The organism is Promicromonospora sp. NPDC090134, from assembly GCF_044746965.1.
Classification (GTDB): domain Bacteria; phylum Actinomycetota; class Actinomycetes; order Actinomycetales; family Cellulomonadaceae; genus Promicromonospora.
In genome coordinates this window covers 312881-335952 of the sequence record NZ_JBIVCZ010000004.1, presented here as the reverse complement: position 1 = coordinate 335952, position 23072 = coordinate 312881, and the positions used below count along the sequence as shown (strand labels likewise).

At 72.4% G+C, this 23072-nt stretch carries 22 protein-coding genes, 1 other RNA gene and 2 pseudogenes; 13 read left to right on the top strand and 12 right to left on the bottom strand.

Going from position 1 to position 23072, the window contains the following annotated elements:
• Positions 1-713 (bottom strand): annotated as a pseudogene (locus tag ACIPN7_RS13870) (hypothetical protein); the annotation flags it as partial.
• Positions 714-889: 176 nt separating this feature from the next.
• On the opposite strand from ACIPN7_RS13870, the gene ACIPN7_RS13865 reads away from it, so the two are divergent.
• Positions 890-2692: a bifunctional 3'-5' exonuclease/DNA polymerase gene (locus ACIPN7_RS13865; protein WP_400542790.1), complete on the top strand. Its 1803-nt coding sequence runs from the start codon at positions 890-892 to the stop codon at positions 2690-2692.
• 72 nt (positions 2693-2764) lie between these two features.
• On the opposite strand, the gene ACIPN7_RS13860 is transcribed toward ACIPN7_RS13865, so the two are convergent.
• Positions 2765-4057 carry an aspartate aminotransferase family protein gene (locus tag ACIPN7_RS13860; RefSeq protein ID WP_400542787.1) on the bottom strand — a complete coding sequence of 431 codons (1293 nt, stop codon included), beginning with the start codon at positions 4055-4057 and terminating at the stop codon, positions 2765-2767.
• Between the two features lie 144 nt (positions 4058-4201).
• Between ACIPN7_RS13860 and ACIPN7_RS13855 the strand changes: the two genes are divergently transcribed.
• Positions 4202-5215 (top strand): LysR family transcriptional regulator, encoded by a 1014-nt coding sequence (locus tag ACIPN7_RS13855; protein WP_400542784.1) that lies wholly within the window; start codon positions 4202-4204, stop codon positions 5213-5215.
• On the opposite strand, the gene mtnN is transcribed toward ACIPN7_RS13855, so the two are convergent.
• The 3 genes and pseudogenes from mtnN to ACIPN7_RS13840 all read right to left on the bottom strand — a co-directional run bounded on the left by mtnN (position 5184) and on the right by ACIPN7_RS13840 (position 8326).
• Positions 5184-5906, bottom strand: coding sequence for a 5'-methylthioadenosine/S-adenosylhomocysteine nucleosidase (gene mtnN / locus ACIPN7_RS13850; protein ID WP_400542781.1), 723 nt, complete (start codon positions 5904-5906; stop codon positions 5184-5186). The two genes, ACIPN7_RS13855 and mtnN, sit on opposite strands and share 32 nt — an antisense overlap.
• A gap of 173 nt (positions 5907-6079) precedes the next feature.
• Positions 6080-6529: pseudogene (locus ACIPN7_RS13845) on the bottom strand (S-ribosylhomocysteine lyase); the annotation flags it as partial.
• Positions 6530-6571: 42 nt separating this feature from the next.
• Positions 6572-8326, bottom strand: a complete 1755-nt coding sequence (locus tag ACIPN7_RS13840) for a SulP family inorganic anion transporter (protein ID WP_400543261.1) — start codon at positions 8324-8326, stop codon at positions 6572-6574.
• 168 nt (positions 8327-8494) lie between these two features.
• Here ACIPN7_RS13840 and ACIPN7_RS13835 point away from each other — a divergent pair, with 168 nt between their 5' ends.
• The 3 genes from ACIPN7_RS13835 (at position 8495) to ACIPN7_RS13825 (ending at position 11064) form a co-directional block, all read left to right on the top strand.
• Positions 8495-9430 (top strand): Nif3-like dinuclear metal center hexameric protein, encoded by a 936-nt coding sequence (locus ACIPN7_RS13835; RefSeq protein WP_400542778.1) that lies wholly within the window; start codon positions 8495-8497, stop codon positions 9428-9430.
• Between the two features lie 94 nt (positions 9431-9524).
• Positions 9525-10280, top strand: coding sequence for a zinc ribbon domain-containing protein (locus ACIPN7_RS13830; protein WP_400542775.1), 756 nt, complete (start codon positions 9525-9527; stop codon positions 10278-10280).
• Positions 10281-10311: 31 nt separating this feature from the next.
• Positions 10312-11064: a histidine phosphatase family protein gene (locus tag ACIPN7_RS13825; RefSeq protein ID WP_400542772.1), complete on the top strand. Its 753-nt coding sequence runs from the start codon at positions 10312-10314 to the stop codon at positions 11062-11064.
• Between the two features lie 16 nt (positions 11065-11080).
• Here the strand turns inward: ACIPN7_RS13825 and ACIPN7_RS13820 are convergent, their stop codons facing one another.
• On the bottom strand, positions 11081-12349 hold the full coding sequence (locus ACIPN7_RS13820; RefSeq protein WP_400542769.1) for an MFS transporter: 1269 nt from the start codon (positions 12347-12349) through the stop codon (positions 11081-11083).
• A 78-nt stretch (positions 12350-12427) separates the two neighbouring features.
• On the bottom strand, positions 12428-13267 hold the full coding sequence (locus tag ACIPN7_RS13815; RefSeq protein WP_400542766.1) for a YaaA family protein: 840 nt from the start codon (positions 13265-13267) through the stop codon (positions 12428-12430).
• A 57-nt stretch (positions 13268-13324) separates the two neighbouring features.
• On the opposite strand from ACIPN7_RS13815, the gene ACIPN7_RS13810 reads away from it, so the two are divergent.
• Both ACIPN7_RS13810 and rnpB read left to right on the top strand, forming a co-directional pair.
• A complete protein-coding gene (locus ACIPN7_RS13810) occupies positions 13325-13708 on the top strand; it encodes a tautomerase family protein (protein WP_400542763.1) in 384 nt (127 codons plus the stop codon).
• Positions 13709-13742: 34 nt separating this feature from the next.
• Positions 13743-14141: RNase P RNA component class A (gene rnpB / locus ACIPN7_RS13805), an RNA gene on the top strand.
• Positions 14142-14177: 36 nt separating this feature from the next.
• Here the strand turns inward: rnpB and ACIPN7_RS13800 are convergent.
• From ACIPN7_RS13800 to ACIPN7_RS13785, 4 genes are all read right to left on the bottom strand, one after another.
• Positions 14178-15122: a phosphotransferase family protein gene (locus ACIPN7_RS13800; RefSeq protein ID WP_400542760.1), complete on the bottom strand. Its 945-nt coding sequence runs from the start codon at positions 15120-15122 to the stop codon at positions 14178-14180.
• 152 nt (positions 15123-15274) lie between these two features.
• Complete coding sequence (locus ACIPN7_RS13795; RefSeq protein ID WP_400542757.1) at positions 15275-16111, bottom strand: class II glutamine amidotransferase; 837 nt, start codon at positions 16109-16111, stop codon at positions 15275-15277.
• 79 nt (positions 16112-16190) lie between these two features.
• A complete protein-coding gene (locus ACIPN7_RS13790; protein ID WP_400542754.1) occupies positions 16191-16754 on the bottom strand; it encodes a dihydrofolate reductase family protein in 564 nt (187 codons plus the stop codon).
• A gap of 117 nt (positions 16755-16871) precedes the next feature.
• The gene (locus ACIPN7_RS13785; protein WP_400542751.1) at positions 16872-17783 is read right to left on the bottom strand and encodes a LysR family transcriptional regulator; all 912 of its coding nucleotides are present in this window, start codon (positions 17781-17783) and stop codon (positions 16872-16874) included.
• 172 nt (positions 17784-17955) lie between these two features.
• Here ACIPN7_RS13785 and ACIPN7_RS13780 point away from each other — a divergent pair, with 172 nt between their 5' ends.
• The 5 genes from ACIPN7_RS13780 to ACIPN7_RS13760 all read left to right on the top strand — a co-directional run bounded on the left by ACIPN7_RS13780 (position 17956) and on the right by ACIPN7_RS13760 (position 21481).
• On the top strand, positions 17956-18696 hold the full coding sequence (locus ACIPN7_RS13780) for an SDR family NAD(P)-dependent oxidoreductase (RefSeq protein WP_400542748.1): 741 nt from the start codon (positions 17956-17958) through the stop codon (positions 18694-18696).
• Between the two features lie 41 nt (positions 18697-18737).
• Positions 18738-19361 (top strand): NADPH-dependent F420 reductase, encoded by a 624-nt coding sequence (locus ACIPN7_RS13775; RefSeq protein WP_400542745.1) that lies wholly within the window; start codon positions 18738-18740, stop codon positions 19359-19361.
• Positions 19362-19439: 78 nt separating this feature from the next.
• Positions 19440-20384: an SDR family oxidoreductase gene (locus tag ACIPN7_RS13770; protein ID WP_400542743.1), complete on the top strand. Its 945-nt coding sequence runs from the start codon at positions 19440-19442 to the stop codon at positions 20382-20384.
• A 50-nt stretch (positions 20385-20434) separates the two neighbouring features.
• Entirely contained in the window at positions 20435-21058 is a 624-nt protein-coding gene (locus ACIPN7_RS13765; protein WP_400542740.1) for a maleylpyruvate isomerase family mycothiol-dependent enzyme, read from the top strand.
• 132 nt (positions 21059-21190) lie between these two features.
• A complete protein-coding gene (locus tag ACIPN7_RS13760; RefSeq protein WP_400542737.1) occupies positions 21191-21481 on the top strand; it encodes a hypothetical protein in 291 nt (96 codons plus the stop codon).
• On the opposite strand, the gene ACIPN7_RS13755 is transcribed toward ACIPN7_RS13760, so the two are convergent.
• On the bottom strand, positions 21478-22239 hold the full coding sequence (locus ACIPN7_RS13755; protein ID WP_400542734.1) for a hypothetical protein: 762 nt from the start codon (positions 22237-22239) through the stop codon (positions 21478-21480). The two genes, ACIPN7_RS13760 and ACIPN7_RS13755, sit on opposite strands and share 4 nt — an antisense overlap.
• A gap of 95 nt (positions 22240-22334) precedes the next feature.
• Between ACIPN7_RS13755 and ACIPN7_RS13750 the strand changes: the two genes are divergently transcribed.
• Positions 22335-23060, top strand: a complete 726-nt coding sequence (locus ACIPN7_RS13750) for an AAA family ATPase (protein ID WP_400542731.1) — start codon at positions 22335-22337, stop codon at positions 23058-23060.
• The last annotated feature ends 12 nt before the right edge of the window (positions 23061-23072 follow it).

The window sequence follows — 23072 nt, the reverse complement described above, 5'->3', positions numbered from 1 at the left end:
CCCTCGGTGCCCTCGGTGCCCTCGGTGCCCTCGGTGCCCTCGGTGCCCTCGGTGCCCTCGGTGCCCTCGGTGCCCTCGGTGCCCTCGGTGCCCTCGGTGCCCTCGCCGCCGTCGGCCGCGGTGCCCTCGGGTGCGTCCGGCCCGCGCGTCGTCCCGTCGCCAGGCATCGTGCCTGTCCCCGTCCCGCCGTCCGCCGTCCCGCCGTCCGCCGTCGCGCTCGTCGGCCCCGTGTCGACCGGGCTGACCAGTGCCTTGCACCGGTCGTCCGACGTCGGGCCGACGTCGACCATCGCGCGCACCTGGTCCATCCCGAGCCGTCCGCTCAGGGCGGCGGTGAGCGTGGCCGGAAGGTGTTCGAGCAGGCGTTCGCCGGTGAGCGTCTCCCTGCTCGCGGTGCGCATGGTCACCTTCTCCCGGCGGGCGAGCCAGGTCCGGAACGTCCGCGAACCGTCGAGTGCCCACATGCCGTCCGCCTCGATGCGTGGCAGCCAGGTCATCCGGAGGATGTCCAGCTGCGAGCACACCGCGCGCAGCAGCGGCGACGCGGCGGTGAGGCGCACGCCGATTCCGGCCGCACCACCCAGGGCCGCGCCCTCCAGTGCGGTCGGGCTGGCGGCGCCGATCAGCTCCCGTGTCACGGTCTGGAGGTCCGTCAGGATCTCCTCGAGCGAGCGTGCGCCAGCGGTTGTCGCGCTCGGTTGTGCCAGCACCATCGGTCCACCCCCTCGATCCGACGCTCGGCCTGGTGCCGGCGACACGTCGACGATATAGAACATCCGTACGTGCTTCCAGACAGATTTGAGATCTGTGGATAACTCATGGTTCGCCTCGGGCAGTCCAGGACCACCTCGCCTGCCGAGTGTCAGAGGCGCACGGCAGACTGGGCCCCATGCACACGGTGGTCTCGCGGGACGGCTCCGGCATCGGCCTGCGGCCGGTGTCCGACACGGGCGTGCCCGAGGGGGAGCCGCGGGTCGTCGAGGCGCCAGCTCTGGCCCAGGAGGTGGCGGCCGACGAGACGGCTCACGTCCGCTGGACCTGGGACGACACCAACGGCTGGTACCCCGCCCTCCTCGCCGAGGGGGTCCGGGTCGACCGGGCGCACGACCTCCGGCTCGCGCACGCGGTGCTCCGTGCCTCGACCCTTTCGGCGCACACGGCGCTCGCCGAGGCCGGGCCCACCGCCTGGGACCGGCTCACCCCCATCCCGCCCCCTGGCGGCCCGACGGCGGCCGCGTTGGTCCGGCCCGACCGGCACCCCGGCGCCGAGGCACTCTTCGACCTCGGCGAGAGCGGACCGGCCGCCACTGCCCAGGCCGACGCCGCCACAGACGGACCTGCCTACCCGCTCGACCCCGTCACGGAGCTGGCCGCCCAGCTCCTCGCGATCAAGGACAGCACCGACCCCGGCCGGCTCCGCCTCCTGCTCGCGGCGGAGTCCGCGGGCGCGCTGGCCGCGGCGGAAATGCATCACGCCGGCCTCCCGTGGCGCGGCGACATCCACGACGAGATCCTCACCGAGGCGCTCGGCCCGCGGCCCCGGCCAGGGGCACGGCCCGCGAAGCTGGAGGCCCTGGCGCACCAGATCCGGACTGCGCTGGACGCCCCGCCCACGCTCAATCCCGACTCCCACCAGGACCTGCTGCGCGCCATGGAGTACGCGGGTGTGGGCTCGCGCAGCCTGCGCAAGTGGGAGCTGGAGAAGCTCGACCACCCTGTGATCGCGCCGCTCCTGGAGTACAAGAGCCTCTACCGCCTCTACACCGCGAACGGCTGGAACTGGCTCGACACCTGGGCGCCCGACGGGCGGTTCCGCATGGAGTACGTCGTGGGCGGCGTCGTCACGGGCCGCTGGGCGAGCACGGGCGGCGGCGCGCTCCAGCTCCCGCACAACGTGCGGCGCGCGGTGGTCTCCGACCCCGGCTGGACCTTCGTCGTGGCCGATGCCGCGCAGCTCGAACCGCGCGTGCTTGCCGCCCTGTCCCGCGACGAGCGCATGGCCGCCGCCGGCCGCACCAAGGACGGCGCGAGCACCGACATGTACGCGGGGATCGTCGCCACCGGCGCCGTCGACTCCCGCGAGCACGCCAAGGTGGGGATGCTCGGCGCCATGTACGGGGGCACGACCGGCGTCAGCGCCCAGGTGCTGCCCCGGCTGGCGCGCGCGTTCCCCCAGGCCATCGACCTGGTCGAACGTGCGGCCCGGGCGGGGGAGCGGGGCGAGGTGGTCACCACCCGCCTCGGCCGCAGCTCGCCGCTGCCGGGGGAGTCGTGGGCTGCCGTGCAGGGCTCCGCGTTCGACGAGGACGCCGGCGCCGACGCCCAGTCCCGCGCTCGCAGCCAGACCCGGTCCTGGGGCCGGTTCACCCGGAACTTCGTGGTGCAGGGCACCGCGGCGGAGTGGGCGCTGTGCTGGATCGCGTCCGTCCGCCGTCGGCTCTGGGCGCTCGGGGAGGACACGTCCGGCGGCGCTCCCGGGCTCGCCCCGGCCCCGTTCGACCGTCGGCCGCACCTGGTGTTCTTCCTGCACGACGAGATCGTGGTGCACGCGCCGGCGGCGCTCGCCGACGTCGTCGCGCAAGAGGTGCGGGACGCCGCCGACGAGACCGGCCGGCTGCTGTTCGGCGACTTTCCCGTCGACTTCCCGCTCAGCGTCGCCGTGACCGAGAGCTACGCGGACGCCAAGGGCTGAGGGCGCCCATCGGCGCGCCCCCGTCGGCCCGCCGCCCCCTGTCGGCCCGCCGCCCCTGCCGGCCCGCCAGCCCTACCGGTCCAGCACCGACTTGAGCGACGCCTCCAGGATGTCCACGCCCCCGTGCAGGTCGTCCTCGCTGATGGTCAGCGGCGGCGCGATCCGGAAGATGCCGCCCATCCCCGGCAGCTGCACGATGTTCATGTGCAGGCCCCGGTCCAGGCAGGCCGCGGTCACGGCGTTGCCCAGCGCGTCGGCGGGGGCCTTGGTCACCTTGTCCTGGACCAGCTCGACGCCCTGCAGCAGCCCGCGGCCGCGGACGTCGCCGACCACGTCGTAGGCGTCGCGCAGCGCGAGCAGCCGGCCGGTGAGCTGTTCGCCCAGACGCGCGGCCCGCTCGACCAGGCCCTCGCGTTCGATGACTTCGAGCACGGTGAGCCCTACGGCCGCCGCCAGCGGGTCCGAGACGTGCGTCGTGTAGAAGAGGAACCCGCGGTCGTAGCAGACCTGCTCGATCTCGGCACTGGTGACGACGGCGGCCACCGGCAGGCCGGCGCCGAGCGTCTTCGACAGGGTCAGGATGTCGGGCGTGACGCCGTCGCGCTCGAACGCGTACATGGTCCCGGTGCGGCCCAGGCCGGTCTGCGCCTCGTCCAGGACGAGCAGCATCCCGCGCTCCTCGCACAGCTCCTTGAGCCGGCGCAGGTACCCGGGCGGCAGGTCGATGATCCCGCCGGACGACAGGATGGGTTCGACGACGCACGCGGCGAGGCTGCCCGCGGACTGCTGGTCCACCAGGGCGAAGCCGTACGCGAGCTCGGCCGCCCAGTCGTACGATCCGTCGACCGACCGGAACGGCGAGCGGTAGGCGTTCGGGGTGGGCAGGGCGAGGTTCCCCGGCGTCGGCGGGCCGTAGCCGCGCCGCCCCGCCGAGAAGGTCGCGGACGCCGCGCCCTGCGTCATGCCGTGCCACGAGCGGTCGAACGAGACGATCTCGTAGCGGCCGGTGTACAGCTTGGCCATCTTGATCGCGGCCTCGTTGGACTCCGCACCCGTGCTCAGCAGCAGCGCCTTGTCGAGGCCGGCGGGCAGGGTCGCCGTCAGCCGGTCGGCCAGGCCGAGCACCGGGGCGCTGAGCATGCCGCTGAACAGGTGGTCCAGCGCCGCGACCGACGACGAGACCGTCGCGACGATGTCCGGGTGCGCGTGCCCCAGGATCGAGCTCATCTGTCCCGACGTGAAGTCCAGGATCGGCGTGCCGTCGGTGTCGTAGACGTACGAGCCGGCGGCGCGCTCGATCAGCCGCGGGCTGAAGCTGGGGCCGTAGCGGATCAGGAGGCGGTCCGCCTCGTCCTGGAACGTCATGTCGATCGCCGTCCTTTCGTGGTGAGCCGGGCCGTCCGGTCAGCCGACCTTCTCGTGAGCCGAAGGCCATCCTGGATCGCGCGAAAGGATCAGGACAAGCAAACAAAACCGCGCGACCGTTCGTCATCCCCGTACAGTCGCGTCATGCTCAATCCCCGGCGGCTCGAGATCCTGCGGGCGGTCCTGGCGGCCGGCTCCATCAACCAGGCGGCCCGGAACCTCAGCTACTCGCCCGCGACGGTCAGCCAGCACATGACCGCCCTGGCGCGCGAGACCGGGCTGGTCCTGTTCGAGAAGCGGGGCCGTGGCATCGTCGCCACCGACGATGCGCGGCACCTGGCGGACCAGGCTCAGGTGCTCCTGGCAGACTTCGGCCTGCTCGAACGGGTCGTGGCGGACCTCCGCAGCGGCCAGGGCCAGCACTTGGCGATCGCCTGCTTCGCCTCGGCCGCCGAGCAGTGGATGCCCGCCGTCGTGCGAGGCGTCCGCGAGCTCCAGCCCAACCTCACCGTCGAGATCAGCCTGAACGAGCCCGTCGACGGGCGCGGACGACGGCGGCCGGACCTCGACGTCCGGACCGAGCCCGCCGGCGGGGCCGAGGTGCACCTCGACGGATACCGGCGGCACGAGCTCACCGTCGAGGGCTTCGTGGCGGTGCTCCCGGCCGACCACCCGCTGGTCGCCGGCCCCGAGGCCGGCTCCGAGGCCGGCCCCGAGGCCGGCCCCGAGGTGAGTCTCCGGGACCTCGCCGGCGAGCCCTGGATCGACTACGACATCTACGACAGCCCGATCGGGCAGATCGTCCTGACCGCGTGCAGCGCCGCCGGGTTCACCCCGCGCTACGCGGCCCGGCTCGACGACCACCGGGCGGCGCTCCGGCTGGTGCTGGCGGGGGTCGGGGTGACGGTCCTGCCGCTCCTGGCGGTCACCGACCTGCCCGAGGGCCTCGTCGCCCGGCCCGTGGTCCGGCCCGCCGTCGCGCGGCGCATCGTCGTGCACGCCCGCCACGACCGGCGCCGGGCCGCGCTCATCGCCCACGCGGTCGCGCAGCTCCGGGCCGCGGCCCGCGAGACAGACGTCCGCGAGACAGACGCCCGCGAGACAGACGCCCGCGAGACCGCCACCGTCAGCCGCCCAGCAGCCCGATCGTGGCCGTGACCACCTCGGCGGAGCGGTGCGCGGCGTCGTCCACGTGGGTGCGGAACTCGGTGCCGTCGGGGGCGCACAGGTCGGAGACGGCCCGCACCGACACGAAGTCCGCGCCGAAGTTGTGGCAGAGCTGGGCCAGCGCGGCCGACTCCATGTCGACGGCGAGCACGTCGGGGAAGTCGGCGCGGAGCTGCTGAGCGAGGTCGCTGGTCACGAACTTCTCGCCGGACCCGATGCTGCCCTCGCGCAGCACCTGGTCGTCGACCGTGGTCGCGGCACGGCGCACGGCGTCGGTAAGCGCGGGGGCGGCGTCGTACGCCTCCGGCATGCCCGGCACCTGGCCGAGCACGTAGCCGAAGGCGCGCGCGTCGGCGTCCGCGTTCACGAGGCGGGCGCCGAGCACGACGTCGCCCACGGCGACGTCCTTGGCGAGGCCGCCGGCGCTGCCCGCGCTGATCAGTGGCACGCCCGTGCCGTACCGGAGGATCGCGCCGGTGCCGGCGGCCGTCGCGTTGACGAAGCCGATGCCGGTGCGCACCAGCACGACGGGCCGGCCGGCCAGCGTGACCGTGCGCTGCTCGGCGAGGCCGACCCGCTCGGGCTCTCCGACGTCGGACGCGAGGGAGAGGAACGGCGCCGCCTCGTCGTCCATCGCGACGAGCACGACGGCGACAGGAACAGGTACGGGCTCGGCGCTCACCGGTTGGCCCCGCCGGTCTGCTCCGGCGACACCGGCGAACCGGGCAATGGAGTTCCCGGCAGCGGCGAACCCTCCCGCTGGAGGCCGACCTCGGCGTCACGCGCGGCCGCCTCACGGGCCGCGGCGTCGCGGGCGGCGGCGTCGGCGGCCGAGGCCTCGCCCGGCGCGCCCTTCGCGTAGACCTCCGACCACACGCCGCGCGCGGACAGGAACGCGGACGCCGCCTCTTGCGCACCGCTCAGCGTGTGGTTCGCGCCCCAGCCGCACTGCACCTCGTTCGCGGCCGGGACCTCGGTGGCCGCGACGATGTCGCGCAGGGTCGCGTCGATCAGCGCGAGCACGTCGTCGTACTCGGGTTCGCCCTGCAACATCAGGTAGAAGCCGGTCTGGCAGCCCATGGGGGAGAAGTCCAGGACGGCGTCGGAGTGGTTGCGCGAGTGCTCCGCGAACAGGTGCTCGAGGGAGTGCACCGTCGGCATCTCGAGGTGCGCGACGTTGGGCTGGGTGAAGCGCACGTCGTACTTGACGATGACGTCGCCGTGCGGGAGCTGCTTGCGGTCCGCGAGACGCACGTAGGGCGCGGCGACGGCGCGGTGGTCGAGGTTGAAGGACTCGACGTTCATACGGGGCGCTGGGGAGGATGCTGACTCGGTCACGGTCCGAGCCTATGCCGTCAGCGGCGCCGGTACATGCGACCTCGCGTGTTCCACCGCGGCGGGCAGATCGGTGAACAGGTGGCTCTCGTGCGCCAGCATCCGGGTCAGGCCTACCGCCTCCAGGAGCTTCCGGTGCTGCGGCTGGATCCCCTTGACCAGCACGGTCACGTCGCGCTGCTCGAGCTCCAGCACGAGATCGGCCAGCGCCCGCGCCCCGGTGGCGTCCACGAGCTGCAGGTGGGAGAGCCACAGGATCACCACGTCGACGGGCTCGCGCAGGCAGGGCTCGTCGTCGGCCCCGCCCCGCCCCGCGCGCTCCCGGTGCGTGATCGCCGTGACCTCGCTCAGTATCCGGTCGGACGCGCCGAAGAACATGGCGCCCTCCAACCGGAACAGCGCGATGCGCTCGTCGCCCTCGTGCGCGACGCCGGGCAGGGGCTCGCGGTGCACCGCCGCGGCGCCCGCCACCGCCTTCAGCGCGAAGAACGCCGCGACGAGCAGTCCGATCTGGACGGCGTCGATGAGGTCGAAGGCCACGGTGATCACGGCGGTGACCACGAACGTGAGCGCGTCGGGCCGGGTGGAGGTCAGCACCGACCGGATGGTCGAGGCGCCGATCATGCGGAACGAGGTGACCATGAGCACCCCGGCGAGCGCGGCGAGCGGGATGTGCCCCACGGGTCCGGTGGCCAGGTAGATGACGGCGAGGATCACCAGCGCGTGCACGACGGCGGCCAGGCGGGTGCGCGCCCCGGAGCGCACGTTGACCGCCGTCCGCGCGATGGCGCCGGTCGCGGGGATGCCGCCGAACACGCCGCTGGCCAGCGACGCGAACCCCTGCCCGACGAGCTCGCGGTCGGGGTGGTAGGTCGCCGTGCGGCCTTGCGCGCCGCTCATCGTTGCCGCCACCCGGGCGGACAGCAGCGACTCGATCGCGGCCAGCGCCGCGACGGCGACGGCGGCGCCCACGAGGTCGCGGACGGCGTCCGGGGTCGCGTCGGGCAGCACGGGGACGGGCAGGGAGCTGGGCAGCCCGCCGATGCGCGGCACGGGCGCGTCGAACAGTTCCGCCAGCAGTGTCACCAGGGCCACGGCGACCAGCGACGCGGGCAGGGCGCCGGCCACGCGCGGCAGCAGGAGCATGACGGCGGCGACCACGGCCACGACCCCCAGCGTCCACGCCCAGGTGGGCAGCCCGCCGTCGGCCGGGCTGCCGGACCCGATCGCGGTTCCGACCGACCGCACTGCCGTGACCAGGGTGTTGTGCCCGGTCTCGGCGGCGGTGCCGACGGCGGCCGGCACCTGCTGCAGGAAGATGATCGCGGCGATGCCGAGCGTGAAGCCCTCGACGACGGGCCACGGGATGTAGGTGACCACGCGGCCCAGCCGGAGCAGCCCGCACACGAGCACGAGCGCGCCGCCGAGCAGGGTCACCAGCGCGACCGAGCCGACGCCGTGCTGCGCGACGATCGGCGCCAGGACCACGGCCATGGCCCCGGTGGGGCCGCTGACCTGCAGGTTCGACCCGCCGAAGACGGCGGCGACGACGCCGGCCACGACCGCCGTCACGAGCCCGGCGGCCGGCCCGACGCCGGAGCTGACGCCGAACGCGAGCGCGAGCGGCAGGGCGACGACACCCACCGTGATGCCGGCCAGCAGGTCGGACCGCAGCGTGCGCGGCCGCAGGTCGTAGTCGGCGCGCGACGGCATGAGATCGCGGATGTCGACGCGCTCGCGGACGGCAGCGGTCAGTCTGGCGCGCATGGTCGGTGGCCCGCCCAGGCGGTGCTCGACGGTATCCCCCATAAGTGAAGGACCGTAGCAAGGTCACGGCCCGTCCGCTCGGTGAGCGGCTCGATAAACGCCCAGGTCAGAGCACGTTTCCGGCGTAACGGGCGCACCGGTCATCCCGCGGCTACTACGCTGCACCGGGTGAGCAGCAGCGACGCCCCCGCCCCCGACGCACCTCCCACGCTGGCCCAGGTGGTCGCCGCGCTCGACGGCCTCTACCCGCCGTCGACGGCCGAGGGCTGGGACGCCGTGGGCCTCGTGGCCGGCGACCCGGCCGCCCCGGTGCGCAAGGTGCTGTTCGCGGTGGACCCGGTGACCGCCGTCGTCGACCAGGCCCTCGACTGGGGCGCCGACCTGCTCGTCACCCACCACCCGCTGTTCCTGCGCGGCGTCAGCTCCGTGGCGGCCACCACCTTCAAGGGGTCGGTGGTGCACCGGCTGGTCACCGGCGGCTGCGCCCTGCACGTGGCGCACACGAACGCCGACGCCGCGCCGCGCGGGGTCGCGGACGCCCTCGCCGACCTGGTCGGCATCACCGACCGGCGACCGCTCGAGGTGAGCGGCGCCACCCCCGGCACCCCCCGCACCCCCGGCGCCGACGGGCCCGACGACGCCCGCGGCATCGGCCGCGTCGGCCGCCTCGCCGAGCCCACCACCCTCGCCGGCTTCGCACGCCGCGTCGCGGCCGCCCTGCCCGCCACCGCACAAGGCATCCGCTACTCCGGCGACCCGGACGCCCCGGTGACCACGGCCGCCGTCCTCGGCGGGTCCGGCGACGGCTACTTCGACGCCGTCCGCGCGTCCGCCGCCGACGTCTACGTCACCTCCGACCTGCGCCACCACCCGGCCTCCGAGCTGCGCGAACGCGCCGAGTTCGAGGCCCGGGCGGCCGGCACCCCCGGACCGGCGGGCACCCCCTTCCTCGTGGACACCGCCCATTACGCGAGCGAGTGGCCCTGGCTGCGCTACGCCGTCGAGGACCTGGCCGCGGTGCTCGCGACCGACGACCTCGCGGTCGAGGCCCGCGTCAGCGAGCTGGTCACCGACCCCTGGACGGGCCAGATCCCGTCCCGCTGAGCACCCCGCTCCTGGTGCATCCGGGTGCGCCCGGGACCTCGGGCGCGGGGTAGCGTTGGACCACCCCCAGATCACGACCGAGAGGACGCCTCCCGTGGCTACTGCACCACCCGAAGACCAGCGCAGGCTGCTGGAGGTCCAGGCGCTCGACACCCGCGCTCAGCAGCTCGCCCACACGCGCAAGAGCCTTCCCGCGCTCACGCAGCTGACCGAGCTCGACGGCCGGATCGCCGACCTGCGCGCCTCGCTCGTCGAGTCGCGGACCCGGGTGGCCGACCTGCGGCGCGAGCTCACCAAGGCAGAGAGCGACGTCGAGCAGGTGCGCAACCGCGCCGCGCGCGACCAGCAGCGGCTGGACACCGGCAGCGTGAGCGCCAAGGACGCCGTCGCGCTCACCGACGAGCTCCGCTCGCTCGCCGCCCGCCAGGCCGCGCTGGAGGAGGTCGAGCTCGACGTCATGGAGCGCCTCGACGCGCACGAGGACGCACTGGCCAAGGTCGAGGCCGCGAACGACGAGCTCGTCGCGGAGAAGACCAAGGTCGAGGGCGAGCGCGACGCGGGCTGGGCCGACGTCGACGCGCAGGTCGCGGCGCTCGCGGCCAGCCGCGCGACCGAGGTCGAGGGCCTCGACGCCGGTCTGGTGGCGCTCTACGAGAAGCTCCGCGCGCAGCTCGGCGGCACGGGCGCGGCGGTGCTGAACGGCAACCGCTGCGACGGCTGCCGCATGGACCTGCCGCCGGTCGACCTGGACAGGATCCGCAGCGCGGCGCCCGACGCCGTGGTGCGCTGCGAGGAGTGCGGTCGCATCCTGGTGCGCGTCGCGTCGACGACCGGCGCTGCGGCCGGATGAGCTGCTGGATGAACTGCCGGATGACCCGCGCATGAGCGAGGCGCCCGGCCTCGACACGCACGTGCGTCCCTCGGGCATCCCCACGAGGTTCGACGACGCCGTCCCGCTCACCGTGGTGCTCGTCCGGCACGGCGTGACCCCGCTGACGGAGGTCGGCGTCTACTCCGGCTCGGACGCGCCCGGCCCGTCGCTGAGCGCCCGCGGCAGGCTCCAGGCGGCCCAGGCGGCGGACGCCGTGTTCCGCATCGGGCGGGTGCCGCGGGCCGGCGCGTCGTCGTCGGGCGGCATGCGCGGCGGCGGCCTCTGGCCGGACCTGCCCCGTCCGACGGCGCTCGTCGCCTCCCCGACGCTGCGCACCCAGGAGACGGCGTCAGCAGTGGGACGGCGCCTCGGGCTGCACGTGAGCACCGACGACCGGTTCGCGGAGAGCCGGTTCGGGCAGTGGGAGGGGCGTACCGCCGCGGAGATCGAGCAGGGCTGGCCGGGTGAGCTGGCGCAGTGGCACTCGACCGGCACCTTCGTGCCGCCGGGCGGAGAGTCCTACGCGCAGCTCGGCGCCCGCGTCTGGGACGGGCTGACCGAGCTGCTGGCCGGCGGAGTGGACCGCACGGTCGTGGTGGTGGGGCACGCGGGGCAGATCCGCACCGCCGTCGGGCAGGCGCTGGGGGCGCCCGCCTCGTACTGGGCGCGGCTGCGCGTCCCGCCAGCGTCGCTGTCGGTGCTGCGCCTGTGGGAGGACGGCACCACCGAGGTGACCGCCGCCGGGGTGCCTACCGACGGTTGAGCTACCGATGGTTGAGCTATCGACGGTTGAGCGCGCCCCGGGCGAACGCCGGGGCGAGCGGCACCAACGCCAGCACGAGGACGGCGGGCAGGGCGAACCCGAGCCGCAGGTTGTCGGCGCCCACGAAGCCGGTGAGCACCGCCCCGAGCAGGGCGCCGACGTAGTTGAACTGGTTGAACCGCGCGATGACGGCGTCGGTGCGGGCGCGGTCGGGCTCGGCGGGCGCTGAGCCGTCCGCCGTGGCGCCTGCCGTTCCGTCGGCGGCCGTCCCTGCGGCGATGCGGCCCGCGGCCGAGAAGCTGAGCGGCGCCACCAGGGCGACCGCCGCGCCGAGCACCGTGAACCCGGCGACGGCGACCTGCCAGGTCGGCGCGAGCGCCACCAGCGTCAGCGCCCCGCAGGCGACGACCGACCCGATCCGGAGCAGCGGCACCACGCCGAACCGGGTCACGAGCTGCCCGCCGGCCAGCCGCACGATGATCGACGTCACCAGGTAGGGGAAGGTCGCCAGGGCCACGAGGTTGCCGGGCGCGTCGAAGGAGCGCGCGAGGTAGACGGGACCCCAGGTCGAGGCCGTGGTGTCGACCATGTAGAACACGACCAGCCCGGCGCCCACGAGCCAGATGGGCTTCCACGGGATCGGGGCGGCGTCCGGCGCGAGGCCGGGCGCGACGTCCACCCCGGGCGCGACGTCGACCCGGGCCGCGACGTCGACCCCGGGTGCGCCGCCGGCCCCGGCCGCGACGCGCGGGACGAAGCGCGCGAACGCGATGGCCGCGGGGACCAGCGCGACGAACGCGCCGACGGTGGGGGAGAGGTGCCCCGTGGCCAGGGCGATCGCGGCGGCGAGGATGCCGCCGGTGGTCCAGTAGCCGTGCGACGACGGCAGGATCGGGCGGCCGTACCGGTGCTCCAGGTCGACGGCCTGCATGTTGGAGGTTGCGTCGACCAGGCCGAGCGCGATCCCGTAGAGGGCGACCCCGCCGACGAAGAAGCCGACGGCCGGCGCCAGGGTGATCGCCGGGACCGCGACGACCATCAGCCCGAGCCCGAGCCGGAGCATCGGCGCGCTGCCGACTCGGTGCGCGGCCCGCTCGGCGACCAGCGACCCGACGCCTGCGAGCAGCACCATCATGAGCAGCAGCAGCGAGAGCGCCACCTCGTCCAGCCCCCACCGGTCCAGGAACCGCGGCAGCCGGGTGGTGAGGCTGATGAAGACGAAGCCCTGCGCGAAGAATGCCGCGGCCACTGCGATCCTGGCGCCCGTCAGGCTGCTGATCCTCATGACCGCACATCCAACCGGTCGGTAGGCGTTGGCGCCAGGCCTGTGGCCCAGCCGTTACCCGGACACCGGGCCGCTCGCCTACGCCAGGACGAGCTCCAGCGTCCGCGGGCCGCGCGGCTTGCCGTCGAGCAGGTTCGCCTCGATGAGCGTCTGGTCCTTGCCCGAGCCGATCTCGGTGAGCACCACGGATCCGACCAGCTCCTGGGCGGCCTTGAGCACGTCCTCGCTGGTCCGGGCCTCGTGCTCGCGGCGCAGCAGGTGCCCGGCCAGCACCCCGCGGGTGTGCTTGGCGTTGTGCGACACGACGGTCCGCTTCCCGTCCGTCTCGCGCAGCACGCGCACCTCGACCCACTCGGCGGACGGCGTCCCGTCGGCGGCGGCCGTCGTCCGCGGCTTCCAGGCGGCGACGTAGGTCGCGGACCGGCAGTCCACGACGACGTCGCCCGCGGCCCGCGCGTCGAGCACCTCGGCGAGGGCGGGCTTCCAGAACGTGGCGAGCCGGCCGGCGTCGGGCAGCCCGACGCCCATGCCGAGCCGGTAGGCGGGGATGCGGTCGCCGGGAGCGACCACGCCCCACAGCCCCGAGAAGGTGAGGACGCTCGCCTGCGCCCGCCGCGCGGCGGCGTCGGGCAGGGCGGCGAGGCCGGCCGCCGCGTACAGGACGCCCGTGTAGACCTCGGCGGCGGGCGCCGCTGGCGCCGCGCGGAGGGTGGTGTTGCGCGCCACCTCCTCGGCGAGCCCGTCGCTCACCCCGAGGGCCGCCGTGGCGTCGGGCCGCGCGCTGACCTGCGCCAGCTCGGCGAGCACCTGCTCGCGCCGGTCGGTGAGCTCCGGGTGGGCCAGGGTGGTGAGGTCGAGGGGAGCGGCGCCGTCGGGCGCGGGCGTCTTGCCCTCGGAGGGCGGCAGGAGCAGGAGCACGCGCCTAGCCTAATTCGCCGCCCGGACAGGTGGCCCGGCCCACTAGGGTGGGCGGCCATGGCGCAGGTCAAGGTGTACGGGAACCGGTCGGTCTGGGGCGAGCGGCGCGCGGAGGTCTCCGACGCGCTCCACGGGGCGCTCGTTCGCACCTGGCAGCTCCCGCCGGAGAAGCGGTTCCACCGCTTCCTCCTGCTGGACGACGGCGACCTGGTCGCCCCGCGCTCGGACGCCTACCTGGTCGTGGAGATCGTCTGCTTCACCGGCCGCAGCCGCGAGGCGAAGCGCGCGCTGATCGCCGCCCTGTACGACGACGTCGCGGCGCACCTCGGGTTGGCGGCGGACGACCTGGAGGTCGTGATCCTGGAGAGCCCGCGCGAGAACTGGGGTATCCGCGGGGTGTCGGGGGACGAGCTGACGCTCGGGTACCGCGTGGACGTCTGAACCGGCGTCCGGCAGGTACTCTTCTACCTGCGGACGAGTCGGTCGGGCGGTCGCGTCGGGCACCCTCGGGTGCCCGCCGAGGAACGTCCGGGCTCCACAGGGCAAGGTGGTGGTTAACAGCCACCCGGGGTGACCCGCGGGACAGTGCCACAGAAAACAGACCGCCCTCGGTCTCCGGACCGGGGGTAAGGGTGAAACGGTGGTGTAAGAGACCACCAGCGCCGCCGGTGACGGCGGCGGCTAGGTAAACCCCACCTGGAGCAAGGTCAGACAGACGGTGTTTGAGGGCTGCTCGCCCGATTCTCTTCTGAGAAGCACAGTCGGGTAGACCGCTCGAGCCCTGCGGCAACGCAGGGCCTAGATGGATGACCGTCGCCCGCGCGGGGGTAACCGCGCGCGGGAACAGAACCCGGCGTACAGGCCGACTCGTCCGCTTTTAACGCTCTGACCTGCATGCTTCGCCACGCGACTAGCGAAGCGCGTTCAGCTCGTCGAGGGCACGATGGCCGCGGTCGACCACCCCTGGAACGGCATCGTGGCGCCCGTGCCGGATGGGGATCTCGAGCATGTGGAGGATGTGTGCCGCTGTGAGCACCGCCGCCCCGTCCCAGCCGATCAGGTCGAGGATTCTTGTCCACAGCCGCCCTCGGACACCGTCCAGCAGCGGATCCCGGAAGGCGTACCACACGAGGGTGGTGAGATCGATCGCCCTCGTGCCGCTGCCTGCGTTCCCGATGTCCACGACCGCCACCACCGCTCCGTCACGGACCAGGATATTGCCGGGGGTCGCGAGATCGGCATGGACCATGTCCGGTGCGTCTCGTGGTGGTGGGACGTCGGCACACCCGAGCCGCAGGCGCTCGACCAGGGCCGACACCTCGGAGGAATACCCCGAGAGCCCGGCTATGGACTGGCGCAGACGCGACTGCTCGGACGTCTCGCCGAGTTCCGGCCCGGCGATGCCCGGTTCCTGACCGGTGGCGACCCGCCAGGCGTACGACCAGTGGTCGTAGGGCTCGGAGGCCTGGCCGGCCTGGAGCTCGACGATCTCCATCAGCTGCTCGACGAGGGACGGGGTCAGCTCCGGCGCGGGAGCCGCGTCGACGAAGTCCATCAGATGCCAGACGTGAGTGGCCGTGGCCCCTACCCCGAGCCACGCGGGGGTGGGATAGCCGCGCCTCCGCATGTGCTCGACGACTCTCCGGGCGCGCAACGTCTCGTCCAGCTGGTGGGGGTGTACCAGGGGCACTGCCTTGAGAACCGCATCTGCTGTTCCGGCGAGCTGGACGCGCACGGCACCCCCGTTGACGCCCCCGGTGAGGCGACCGAGAGGAGCGACCTCTGCCCCGACCACACTGGCCACGTCGTCCAGGACCTCGGCCGGCAGCTCTTCGGGAGGGGTGCCCTGGTTCATCGGCTTGTGGTCGCAAGGGCGGGAGCGCAGCACATGCTCGGAACCTTACGGCCGAACGGGGCCTTGGCGGGAAGCCGGCGCAGGGTGCGCTGTGACCGTCCGCAGTCCGCACCTGGTCCGCAGGGAGTCCGCGAGGGCCCCACCAAGCGCCGTTATCTCAGGGCTGGCGTGGGTGAGAACTCGCGCAGCTCCTCGCGGCCGTCATGGACGACGAGGCACGTGGACTCCGGCACCTCTCGCCATGCCCCGTGCAGGTCCCCGAGTGGTTCGGACACCACGAGCCGGGCGTCGTCGGAGAGCTCGTGCAGCACCGGGTTGTCGGGGTACTGGAGGCGGAGCGTCGAGACGTCGGTGCTGTGGAACAGCGACCGGGACTTACCCGCGCTGGAGTAGCGGAACGCCCACGTGGCGCTCCCGTCGGTGGTGGCCACCGTCATCTGGATCGGGTTCTCGATGCCGTGACGTCGCCCCGTCTCCTCGATGAGGCCGACTGCTCGGGCCACTGCTTCGGGCGGGTCCTCTTCGAGCCCGAAGGTCAGGGCCAGGAAGAAGAAGACCTCGGAGTCAGTCGACCCCTCGATCTCCGGGTAGAGGGCGGGATCGACGGCCAGGGCCAGGTCGCGCTTCAGCACCGCGAAGTCCGCGATGGCCCCGTTGTGCATCCAGAGCCAGCGGTGATGACGGAACGGATGACAGTTGGTCTGCTGCACATCCGTGCCGGTCGATGCGCGGATGTGCGCGAAGACCCGCCCGGCGGACGCGTGGGCCGAGATCTCTCGCAGGTTGCGGTCGTTCCAGGCCGGCTCGGTGCTGTGGTAGATGCCCGGTTCATCCAGGGCGCCGTACCAGCCGACACCGAAACCGTCACCGTTGATGGCCTCCGCGCCCAGCCGTGAGTGTCTGCTCTGCACCACCAGTGAGTTCTCTGGCTTGTAGAGAAGATCCTCCAGGAGGACCGGCGAACCTGAGTATGCGAGCCAACGACACATCTCGACCTCACTCTCGGTGCCAGTATTCGTCGGGCACGGGCCCCGCGCGTCATCCGAATCGGGTGAGGTGAGGTCGCGCTCAGCGCCTCGTCTCGTATCTGTTCATGGTCACCCCGCCGGAAAACGTCCGTGTCTCCACCGGGTTCAGGTTCACCCAGCCGTCCAGCGCGCTGAAGAACGGTGTGCCGCCACCCAGCAGGACCGGATGGGTGACGACCGCGTACTCGTCGATCAGCCCGGCCCGCATGGCCGCTCCGGCGAGCGCCGCGCCGCCGACCCGCATCGGCCCGCCGTCCTCGGCCTTGAGCCGCGTGATCTCCGCGACGGCATCGCCGTCGAACAGGCGAGCGTTCCAGTCGACCGTGTCGATCGTCGACGAGAACACCACCTTGGGCGTGTCCCGCCAGTTCTGCGCGAACTCGATCTGCGCCGGGGTGGCGCCCGGCTGCTGGTCTCCGGTCGGCCAGTAGGAGCTCATGATTTCCCACAGCTTGCGCCCGTACAGGAACAGCTCGATCGCCACCTCCTCGTCGAGCCACCACTGGAACAGCTCGTCGTTCGGCTCGCTCCAGCCGATGTTGTCACCGGGCGCGGCGATGTAGCCGTCCAGGCTCACATTCATCCCGTAGCGCAGTCTTCGCATGGCTCCATGCCTTCCGTCGGTCGGGCCTTCCGTCACCGGGTCCTCAGCGCTGAGACCGGCACGTACAGAGACCGGGACGACGCGGGAAACTCATCGGCGCCGCTGTTGTCGAACCGATCAGCCGCGCTTCGAGACGGCGTCATTTGCACGCTGCCACATCTCATAGTTCCCGCATTCCGCGGTGATCTCAGCAGTCGCCTGAGCCGCGGCGAAGAAGTCGTCGGCCATCGGCGAGGTGCGCGCCGCTGCCATGGCGAGATATATCTGCTCGGGCGCCAGATCCGGGATGGGCACATAGCTGATGTCCGGACGTGTGTAGAACACGGTCTCCGAACGCCCCACGAACGAGATGCCCCGACCGGCCGCGACGTGCTCGAGCTTCTCCTCCACCCCGCGCACCCGGAGCCCGGAATCGGGGTGCGGGCGCCTGGTGGGCTGCGTGCTCGCGTCGGCGTGCCAGACCAGCGGCTCGCCGGCCAGGTCGGCCTCGGTGACCTCCTCCTTGCCGGCCAACCGGTGACCGGCGGGCAGGACCACCATGAGCGGCTCGGTGTAGAGCGGCGTCAGGCGCAGGCCGGTCTCGTCGATGGGCAGCCGCACATAGCCGACGTCGACGCGGCCGTCGAGCAGCATCGGGGCCTGGTCGTCCCATTCCAGGCGCTGCACGTCCACGACCACGTCCGGATGCCGCGCCTCGAACTCCCGCGCCGCCGGGATGACCGGGATGCCGGCCCGAAAGCCGACCACCAGCCGCTGGCCGCCGTGGGCGGCCAGGGAAACCCGGCGCCGTACGGCGTGCGCGGAGGCGAGCAGCGGACCGGCGTCGTCCAGCAGTTGCCGACCCGCGTCGGTCAGCGCTGCGCCGTGGCTGTTCCTCGTGAACAGCGTGGCGCCGAGCTCCTGTTCGAGGGCGCGGATCTGCCGGCTGAGCACCGGCTGCGCGATGTGCAGATCCTCGGCGGCGCGACCGAAGTGCAGCCTGTCGGCGACGGCGACGAAGTAGCGCAGCTTGCGCAGGTCCAGATCCATGGAGCCTCCCGGTCCGGCAATGCCCCCAAGGTATCACCACGGCTGAAAAGGGTCTTGGACACAAAGCTCACGCCAATGGCATCGTTCATTGGAGCCCGAGCTGAACACCTTACGAATTCGGTAGAAGAATTCGGCGTCGGGTATTGATTGAAATACCCATCAATGCAACGGAGTGATAGTGGGAAAGCTCGATGGCAAGGTAGCGGTAATCACCGGCGGATCCACCGGAATGGCACTCGCGGGTGCCAAGCTGTTCGTCGAGGAGGGAGCGCACGTCTTCATCCAGGCCCGGCGGCAGGAGGCGCTGGACGACGCCGTCAAGCTGATCGGCCGCAACGTCACTGCTGTCCAGGGTGACGCGGCCGAGCTGGACGACCTGGACCGCTTGTACGACACCGTCAAGCGCGAGAAGGGCTCGATCGACGTGCTGTGGGCCAGCGCCGGGATGGGCGAACCTGCCGCCCTCGGCGAGATCACCGAGGAACAGTTCCACCGCGCCTTCTCGCTCAACGCGCGCGGCACCCTGTTCACGGTGCAGAAGGCACTGCCGCTGATCAACGACAACGGCTCGATCCTCATGACCGGTTCCAACGCCTCCCTCGGCGCCTTCCCCGGCTGGAGCCTCTACGCGGGAAGCAAGGCCGTCCAGCAGGCGTGGGCCCGCGTCTGGCTCAACGAGCTGCGCGACCGCAAGATCCGGGTCAACGTGCTGACCCCCGGCCAGGTCGCCACCGCCAAGCAGGAAGAGCTGTTCGACGAGGCGACCAAGGCCGCATTCGAGTCCCTCATCCCTCGCGGAACGATGGGCCGCCCCGACGAGATCGCTGCCGTCGCCCTGTTCCTCGCCTCCGACGACTCCAGCTACGTCAACGGCCTGGAACTGGTCGCCGACGGCGGCACCACCGCCATCTGAACCACGCACCAGAACCACGCACCAGGAAGAGAGCACACCTCATGAGCACGATCACCCTCATCGGTACGGGGAACATGGCCCGCGCCATCGGCACGCTCGCGGTGGCGGGCGGTAACACCGTCGAGGTCATGGGACGCGACCAGTCGAAGGCTGATGACCTGGCCAGGGCTCTGGGCAGCGGCACGATCGCGGGCAAGTGGGGCGCCGTCCCGGCCGGGCACATCGTCATCACGGCTCTGTTGGCCGACGGCGTCGTCCCGGTCGTCGCCGAGTACGGGGACGCCCTCGCGGGCAAGGTCATCGTGGACATCAGCAACCCCTTCAACGCCACGTTCGACGGACTTGCCCACGGCGAGGAGACCTCGATCGCGCGGGAGGTCGCCAAGGTGGCTCCGGCCGGCGCGAGCGTTGTGAAGGCCTTCAACACGATCTTCCGCGATGTCCTGGAGCAGCGCCGGCCCGGTGTCTTCATCGCCGGCGACGACGCGCAGGCCAAGGCTGGTGTGGCCGCGTTCATCGAGAGCCTCGGGCTTCGTCCGCTGGACGTCGGCGGGCTGAGGATGGCGCACTGGCTGGAAGGGATGGGCCTGGTCACGGTGAGCCTCGCCGGCAACGGGGTCGGCCACTGGGACTTCGCCCTCGGCGTCGACGAGTTCACCGGCTGAGCGGGCCCCGCACCACCATCCGGCGCATCACTCACCCGTACAACTCACCCGCACAACTCACTCACAGGGAGCAGCAGCTTGCGCGTCTTCGTCGCTGGCGGGACCGGCCACTCCGGTTCGTACATCATCCCCGAGCTCGTCTCTGCCGGGCACGAGGTTACCGGCCTGGCCCGGTCGGACACGGCCGCGGCGGCGCTGTCCGCGCTCGGCGCGAAGGCGCTCCGCGGCGACCTTCAAGACCTCGAGAGGCTCAAGGAGGCGGCCGCGGACTCAGACGGCGTCATCCACGTCGCGCACAGACAGGACCTGCTTCCGTCCGGCGGGATCGACGCCGTGACCGCCGCGGAGCTCCCCGTGGTGCTCGCGTACGGCGAGTCACTCGCGGGAACCGGAAAGCCGCTGGTCGCGGCGGGGAGCATCGGTTCGCCCGGGAACGTGCGGAGCCTGAGCCGGCCGGCCACCGAGGCCGACCCGGCCCTTCCCGTCGGCGACGAGCACCAGGGCACCCTGCGGGCCCGTAACGCCGTGGAAGCTGCCGTGATCGGGCTTGCCGAGCGGGGAGTGCGGTCCTCGGTCGTGCGGATCGCCAACATCGCGCACAGCACGACGGACCGTGCCGGCTTCCTTCCCATGCTGATCGCGCTCGCGAAGGAGAAGGGCTTCGCCGGTTATCCCGGAGACGGCGCGAACCTGTGGAACGCCGTGCACGTCCGCGATGTCGCCTCCTTGTTCCGCCTGGCGCTGGAGAAGGGCCCGGCTGGCAGGTACTGGCACGCCGTCGCGGACGGGGGCATCCCGGTTCGCGAGATCGCCGAGGCCATCGGCAGCCGGCTGGGTGTGCCCGCCGTGAGTGTGCCCCTGGACGAACTGATGCTGCCGGGGCACTTCGGGTTCCTGGCCAACGTGGTCACGCAGAGCTACCCGGCGTCCAACCTCATCAGCCGCGAGACCCTCGGCTGGGAACCCGCTCAGCCCGGCCTGCTTGCCGATCTGGACAACGGCCACTACTTCCCGGCGGGCTGACGGCAAGGACACCGGCTCACAACGTGTGCCCCGTTCCTAGACTGTCCGCCATGACACGACCGTCGCAGATCCAGGAGCGGGAGCACGCGGCGCTCGTCGTCGACCTGCATACGTTGACGCCGGAGCAGTGGCGCTCGCCGTCGCTGTGCGGCGACTGGGACGTGGAGGACGTCGTCGCGCACCTGGGTGCCGCGTCGGGTCTGACGTTCTGGGGCTGGCTGCGCAGCATCGCCGGTGCCCGTTTCGACGCGGACGTGCACAACCAGCGGCGGCTGGAGGAGTTCCGCGGGGACTCGTCCGCGCAGACGCTGGAGCGCTACGCCGCCGTCGGGCCCATCGCCCTGCCCCGGAGGGAGAGCGTGGCCGGGCTGGGCGAGCTGATCGTGCATGCCGAGGACATCCGCCGGCCCCTGGGCCTGAAGCACGAGCCGGACGCCGAAGGTCTGCTCCTGGTCGCGCGGTCCTTCGCGGCCAAGGACTTCGCGGTGAACAGCAGGTCGCTGGTCAAGGGGCTCCGGCTGACGGCCACCGACGCGGAGTTCCGGACCGGCGATGGGCCTGCGGCCACGGGTCCGCTGCTCTCCCTGGTCATGGCGATGGCGGGACGGCGCGAGGTGCTGACTGATCTGGAGGGCGACGGCGTGCCGGTGCTGAGCCGGCGGCTGGAGGCGTGACGGCACGATCGCGCTGATCGCCCGCGGGTCGCGGGCGGACCGGCTCACCGAGTTTGCGGAACAGCTGTCGGAGCTGCTGACTGAGCCCGACTTCCGTCGATTCCCGGGCGGTTCGGTGGCACGCTTCACCTCATGAGCGACGAGACGGGCGGCGCCCCGAAGGCCGCGTCCACGAAGCAGGTTGTGCACAGTTCGGCCAGCTCGCTCACCATCGGGCTCTGTCTGGTGCTCGGGGGCGGGGTCATCGTCTTCCTGGCCCGCGTGCTCGTCAGCACAGGCACCGGAGCGGGCTCCTCGCTGTTCCTGTTCATCGGGGGTGCGGCGATCGTCGTCGGCGTCGTCCAGCTCGTCATCGGTGTCTACCAGCTCGCCGACAACATCGACCGGACGGCGAAGGCCGTGATCAACGGGCAGCTGCGTTAGCTCGACTCCCAGACCACGAGGTCGAACGCGACGGTCTCGGCGTCGGTGTCGACCGCCGCGATGTGCGTGTACGCGGTGCGTCGCTCGTTGGTCTGCACGCAGAGGTGCATTCCCTCGGCCACCGAGTCCGAGGTGATGGTCTGCTGCCAGGTCGTCTGCGCCTCGCAGTCCGCCCGGCTGGGCACTCCGCTCATGATCGTGAGGCGCGCGCCCTCGACGCCGGCGTCGCCGTAGCAGAGGTCCTGGGGGACGGACGCCGCGCCCCAGTCGGCCGACGTGGTGTCCAGGTCGAGACAGGTGTGGAGCATCACCTGGACGGGGGCGTCCGTCTCGCGCCTGATACCTGAGACGACGGCGGAAGCGCCACCGCCGGACTCGTCCGGAGCCGCGCCGCCATCACCATCGGTCCCGGCGCCGTCGCCGGCACTTGCCTGTTCGCGCAGGCGATCGTTCTCCTCGCGCAGCTCCTGGTTCTGCGCTTCGACGTCGTCGAGCTCGGCCCGCTGGCTGTCGTTCGCGTCGCGCAGGGCGGCCAGCTCCTCGTCGAGCCGGCCGTTGGCCGCCTCCAGGTCCTTGATCCTGGCCTCGAGCACCCGGACCTGCGCTCCGGAGTCCGACGCGCCAGGGGTGAACAGGTTCTCGCCCCAGGCCGTCGCCACGCCGCCGAGCACCGCGGCGACGACGGCCGCCACGACGGCGACCGAGTGCTGGCCGAACCAGCCCGCCCGGCGGCCCGGCGAACTCTCCTGCGTGTCCACGATCGCGAGGATACGGGCATATGCCACGAAAGTGAGGGCTCGTCGAGAGCCCGCGGGGCACCGGTGCACGGCCCTCGCGCCGCTAACCTGGCGGGGTGCTGATCGAGCGAGTGAGCGTCAGGCCCGCCCTGGTCGACGACGGCGTCTGGCCGTGGACCGTACCCGCCGTCGCCGAGATCGCCGCACGTGGCGTGCGGCTGACCAGCAGCATCGTGGTCCTGATGGGGGCGAACGGGTCCGGCAAGTCCACCGTGCTCGAAGCGATCGCGGAGCAGTACGGGATCGACGTGCGGGGTGGCCACGGTGGTCGCAAGTACGCGAGCGAGCTCGACACGAGCCCGCTGGGCGAGGCGCTCGTCCTGGACCGGACGATCGCCGGCTCCCGGATGCTCCGGCAGAAGGCGAAGGGGTTCTACCTGCGCGCCGAGACGGCCGCGGGGATGCTGGAATTCATGACGGGCGCCGGGGTGAGCGGCTACGGCGACCGGCTGTCGACGGAGGTCAGCCACGGCGAGTCCTACCTCCAGGCCATCTCCGGCCGGTTCAGCGGCCCCGGCCTCTACCTCCTGGACGAGGCCGAGGGGCCGCTGTCGTTCGAGTCCACGCTGCAGCTCCTGTACCGGCTGCAGGACCTGGTGGCCGACCATGCCGCCCAGGTGATCTACGCGACGCACTCACCGCTGGTGGCGGCGCTCCCCGGGGCGCAGATCCTGGAGATGACCGAGCATGGCATCGCCGAGCGCACCTGGTCCGAGCTGGAGTCGGTCGCGCTCTGGAAGAGGTTCCTGGGCCGCCCGGAGACGTTCTTCGACGTTGTCTGACCGGCCGACACC